This window comes from Frisingicoccus sp. (assembly GCA_016298055.1).
GTDB lineage: Bacteria > Bacillota > Clostridia > Lachnospirales > Lachnospiraceae > Frisingicoccus.
Window position 1 is genome coordinate 1 of record JAEDDO010000180.1, and the last position, 3,516, is coordinate 3,516.

Here is a 3,516-nt window from a genome sequence, read left to right on the forward strand (position 1 = left end):
AGAACCGATCATCTTTATCCAGTTTTTTTCCGCATCTTCTACAAATCATATCTTTCGCTCCCAACATAAAATCTTTTTCTATTATAACATGTTAACAGATATGTCCAAAGATTTTTCAGGTCTTTTTAACAGAAAAAAGCACCATCCCCGGTGCTCTTATGTCATCGAAAACAGTGCTTTGGAATGCGCCTTCAGGGGCTCGAACCCTGGACACCCTGATTAAGAGTCAGGTGCTCTACCAGCTGAGCTAAAAGCGCGTTTTTTTCAGTGCAAAATAGATTATATACTCATTTACTGAAATATGCAAGTGTTTTTTTTAACTTTTTTTAAAAATATTTAAGATTTTTTTATATCCGCTATGGTTTTTTTGTAATATAATAGGAAAAGAATTATGCTAAAGAAAGGAAAGACACTTGAAAGTGCGCAAAACATGAATATTGAAACATTAACGACTATTTTAAAATTTTCAGTAGGATCTCTGACCGTTGAGAAATTATTTCATATTCTTCTTCTCATTCTTGTCTGTTTTATTGCCAGCAGGATTCTGTTAAAAATTTTCGGTCGCATCATTGATCGATTTTCTCTTGATCGTTCAATAAAGATTTTTCTGATGCACGGCTTAAAAATCATCATTACTTTTATATGCATTATCATCATAACAGATTATCTCGGAATACCGACCACTTCTCTGGTTGCCCTTCTGAGCGTTGTCAGTCTGGCAATTTCCCTTTCCATACAGGGATTTTTGTCGAATGTGTGCGGCGGATTGACCATTTTGTTTACCCGCCCTTTTTCCGTAGGTGATTTTATTGAGCTGGACAATCTTTCCGGGAGGGTTGCTGAAACCGGTCTTATTTATACAAAGCTCCTTACTCTGGAAAACAAAATGGTTCTTCTTCCGAACAGTCAGGTATCCGAAGGCCGTATTGTAAACTACACATCCCAGGAGAAGAGACGAATTGAGATTTTTGTCAGTGCTTCCTACTCAGCAGCTGTAAAGGATGTAAAAGAAGCACTTTTTGAAGCCATCAATGCCTATCCCGATTTTCTGACGGATCCTGCCCCGGACGTCCATCTTCGTGATTATCAGGACAGCGCCATCCAATATGTCATCCATGCATGGGTTCCTACAGATTTATACTGGGATGGTTATTACACACTTATGGAAGAAATCAAGCAATCTTTTGACCGGCATCATATTGCCATGGACTATCCACATATGAATATTCACATGATAGGAGATGAAAATAATGGATAAATCTTCAAAAAAGAAAAAACTTTTCCGGTCTAACAGCAAATATTTCACCATCAGCGTATATACAATTATCACTTTTGCCATATGTTTGCTGATTTTCCGTTTTACAAACAACTGGAAGTCTACAAAAGAGCAGATCGGTGAGATCATTTCTGTTTTTTCACCTTTCCTCCTTGCCTTTTTGATTGCCTATTTTGTCAATCCACTGGTAAGAAACATCGACCAGTTTCTGTTTAAAAAATCATTGAAAAACCATTTTCGCAGATTTCATCTGCTTCTCTCAATGCTTTTAGCCTATGCCATACTGATCGGTGCAATAATACTTGTGTTTATCTTTATCGTACCCCAGATCATAAGCAGCATTAGTCAGCTGATTCGTGTATCTCCGGTACTCTACCAGAACACTGTACACATGCTGGAATCTCTGGACAGTCTGATTCCATATGCGGATTTGTCCTTTCTGTCCGACACAGCCAATGACGTAATGCCGGAATTATTTAATCTTTTCCGTACGTTTATGTCGGACACTGTCTTACCCTTTTTATATAATGCAGGACTTTCGATCATCGGTTGGCTTATTAATATTATTCTGGCCTTTGTTATCTCCTGCTACTTACTGTTCAGCAAACACAAACTGATCAAGTCATTAAAGCGTGTGGCTTACGCCATTTTTCCGGAAGATGTCTGTCTCTCCCTGTTCCGGACTCTGTCTGACTGCAACCACATTTTCAGCCAGTACATTATCGGAAAGACGATCGACTCCACAATTATCGGCATTTTGTGCTTTATATGTATGTGTATTTTAAAGCTGCCGTATGCATTAATCATCAGCCTGATCGTGGGTATTACCAATATGATTCCTTATTTTGGCCCGTTTATCGGAGCTGTTCCGGGTGTGATCATCCTCTTGATCATCAATCCGAAATCCGCACTGATTTTTGCTGTTTTGATACTTGCCATTCAGCAGCTGGACGGTTCCGTTATCGGTCCTAAGATCCTTGGAAAATCTACCGGTCTTCAGCCGATTTCCATTATTTTTGCAATTACTGTCGGAGGCGCAATGGCCGGTGTTTTCGGCATGTTCCTCGGTGTTCCGATTGCTGCGGTATGTACTTATCTTGTCAGCAAGCTGATCAACCATATGCTCCAGAAAAAACACATTCGTCCGGATCTGAGCAACACAAAGGAATATCAGTCCTATGAAATTCCTGTGGATGAAGACTTCAGGGAAGAATTTGAAACAATGAATCTTAAAGACGAGGACTTCCCTCCTGAACAATAAAGAAAGGATTAAAAAAATATGCGTTTACGAAATGTTAAAGGTTCCCGGGAAACAATCGCGGCAAATCCGCTTGTTATCCAGAATATTACCGAAATAAAAGGACACTGGCAGGAGATTTTTAAAAACACTGCTCCTCTTTATATTGAGATCGGCATGGGCAAAGGCCAGTTTATTCTTGAAATGGCCCGGAGAAATCCGGACAAGAATTTTATCGGAATTGAAAAATACTCCAGCGTACTCGTTCGAGCTCTTGAAAAATGTGAAGAAAACCCGCCGGAAAATCTTCGCTTTATACGAATGGATGCGGAGATGATCCTTGATGTATTTGCACCGGATGAAATTTCCGGAATTTATCTGAATTTTTCAGACCCATGGCCAAAGGACCGCCATGCCAAAAGACGTCTGACCTACAGAGATTTCTGGAATCGATACCGGGAGATTTTAAAGAGAGACGGACAAGTCATTTTCAAAACAGACAATCGACCGCTTTTTGACTTTTCACTCGAAGAAGTGGAAGCCGCCGGATGGCACCTTATGAATGTGACTTATGATCTTCACCACAGCGAATACGCTGAAGGCAATGTAATGACAGAATATGAAGCCAAATTTTCTGCCCTCGGCAATCCGATTCACCGCCTCGTTGCCTGTGCATATACTGATTAATAACAATCTGTATATGAGTGATTCGATGTCTAAAAAAAAGAATCCTTTACGCAGAAAATGTTCCATTCTCTGCTATGATCATAAATGTATAGATCAATGCTGTATTCAGTTTCTGAAATCCTGGCAGGAAGTCTGCCACTTTATCGAAAATATCGGCAGAAATAAATCCTGCTGACACAATCAAAAAAGGGTGCCGTAACAAACGGCACCTTTTTATGGCACAATCAGTTTGAGTGCTCCCGGCACAATAGACAGATCAACAGGAAGATTTCCAAATGTCTGACCATCAAAGTCTACAGAGACATCTTCTTTCGAA

4 protein-coding genes and 1 tRNA gene are annotated in these 3,516 nt (G+C 39.9%); 3 read left to right on the forward strand and 2 right to left on the reverse strand.

What is annotated here, in order from left to right; translation table 11 throughout:
• Window positions 1–184: 184 nt before the first annotated feature.
• A tRNA-Lys gene (locus tag QZZ35_RS10080) sits at window positions 185–257 on the reverse strand.
• Between the two features lie 134 nt (window positions 258–391).
• On the opposite strand from QZZ35_RS10080, the gene QZZ35_RS10085 reads away from it, so the two are divergent.
• From QZZ35_RS10085 to trmB, 3 genes are read left to right on the forward strand one after another with little or no spacing between them, the layout of a single operon-like run.
• Window positions 392–1,258 carry a mechanosensitive ion channel family protein gene (locus QZZ35_RS10085; RefSeq protein WP_291237284.1) on the forward strand — a complete coding sequence of 289 codons (867 nt, stop codon included), beginning with the start codon at window positions 392–394 and terminating at the stop codon, window positions 1,256–1,258.
• Complete coding sequence (locus QZZ35_RS10090; RefSeq protein WP_291237285.1) at window positions 1,251–2,537, forward strand: AI-2E family transporter; 1,287 nt, start codon at window positions 1,251–1,253, stop codon at window positions 2,535–2,537. Before QZZ35_RS10085 ends, QZZ35_RS10090 begins: the two co-directional genes overlap by 8 nt.
• 18 nt (window positions 2,538–2,555) lie before the next feature.
• The gene (gene trmB, locus QZZ35_RS10095; RefSeq protein ID WP_291237286.1) at window positions 2,556–3,200 is read left to right on the forward strand and encodes a tRNA (guanosine(46)-N7)-methyltransferase TrmB; all 645 of its coding nucleotides are present in this window, start codon (window positions 2,556–2,558) and stop codon (window positions 3,198–3,200) included.
• A gap of 46 nt (window positions 3,201–3,246) precedes the next feature.
• Here the strand turns inward: trmB and QZZ35_RS10100 are convergent, their stop codons facing one another.
• On the reverse strand, window positions 3,247–3,402 hold the full coding sequence (locus tag QZZ35_RS10100; protein ID WP_291237287.1) for a hypothetical protein: 156 nt from the start codon (window positions 3,400–3,402) through the stop codon (window positions 3,247–3,249).
• Between the last annotated feature and the right edge of the window lie 114 nt (window positions 3,403–3,516).

What these genes read in the sequence shown, in the direction of transcription:
- QZZ35_RS10085 (WP_291237284.1), top strand. Translation starts at nt 392, where the DNA reads ATGCTAAAGAAAGGAAAGACACTTGAAAGTGCGCAAAACATGAATATT.
- QZZ35_RS10090 (WP_291237285.1), top strand. Translation starts at nt 1,251, where the DNA reads ATGGATAAATCTTCAAAAAAGAAAAAACTTTTCCGGTCTAACAGCAAA.
- trmB (WP_291237286.1), top strand. Translation starts at nt 2,556, where the DNA reads ATGCGTTTACGAAATGTTAAAGGTTCCCGGGAAACAATCGCGGCAAAT.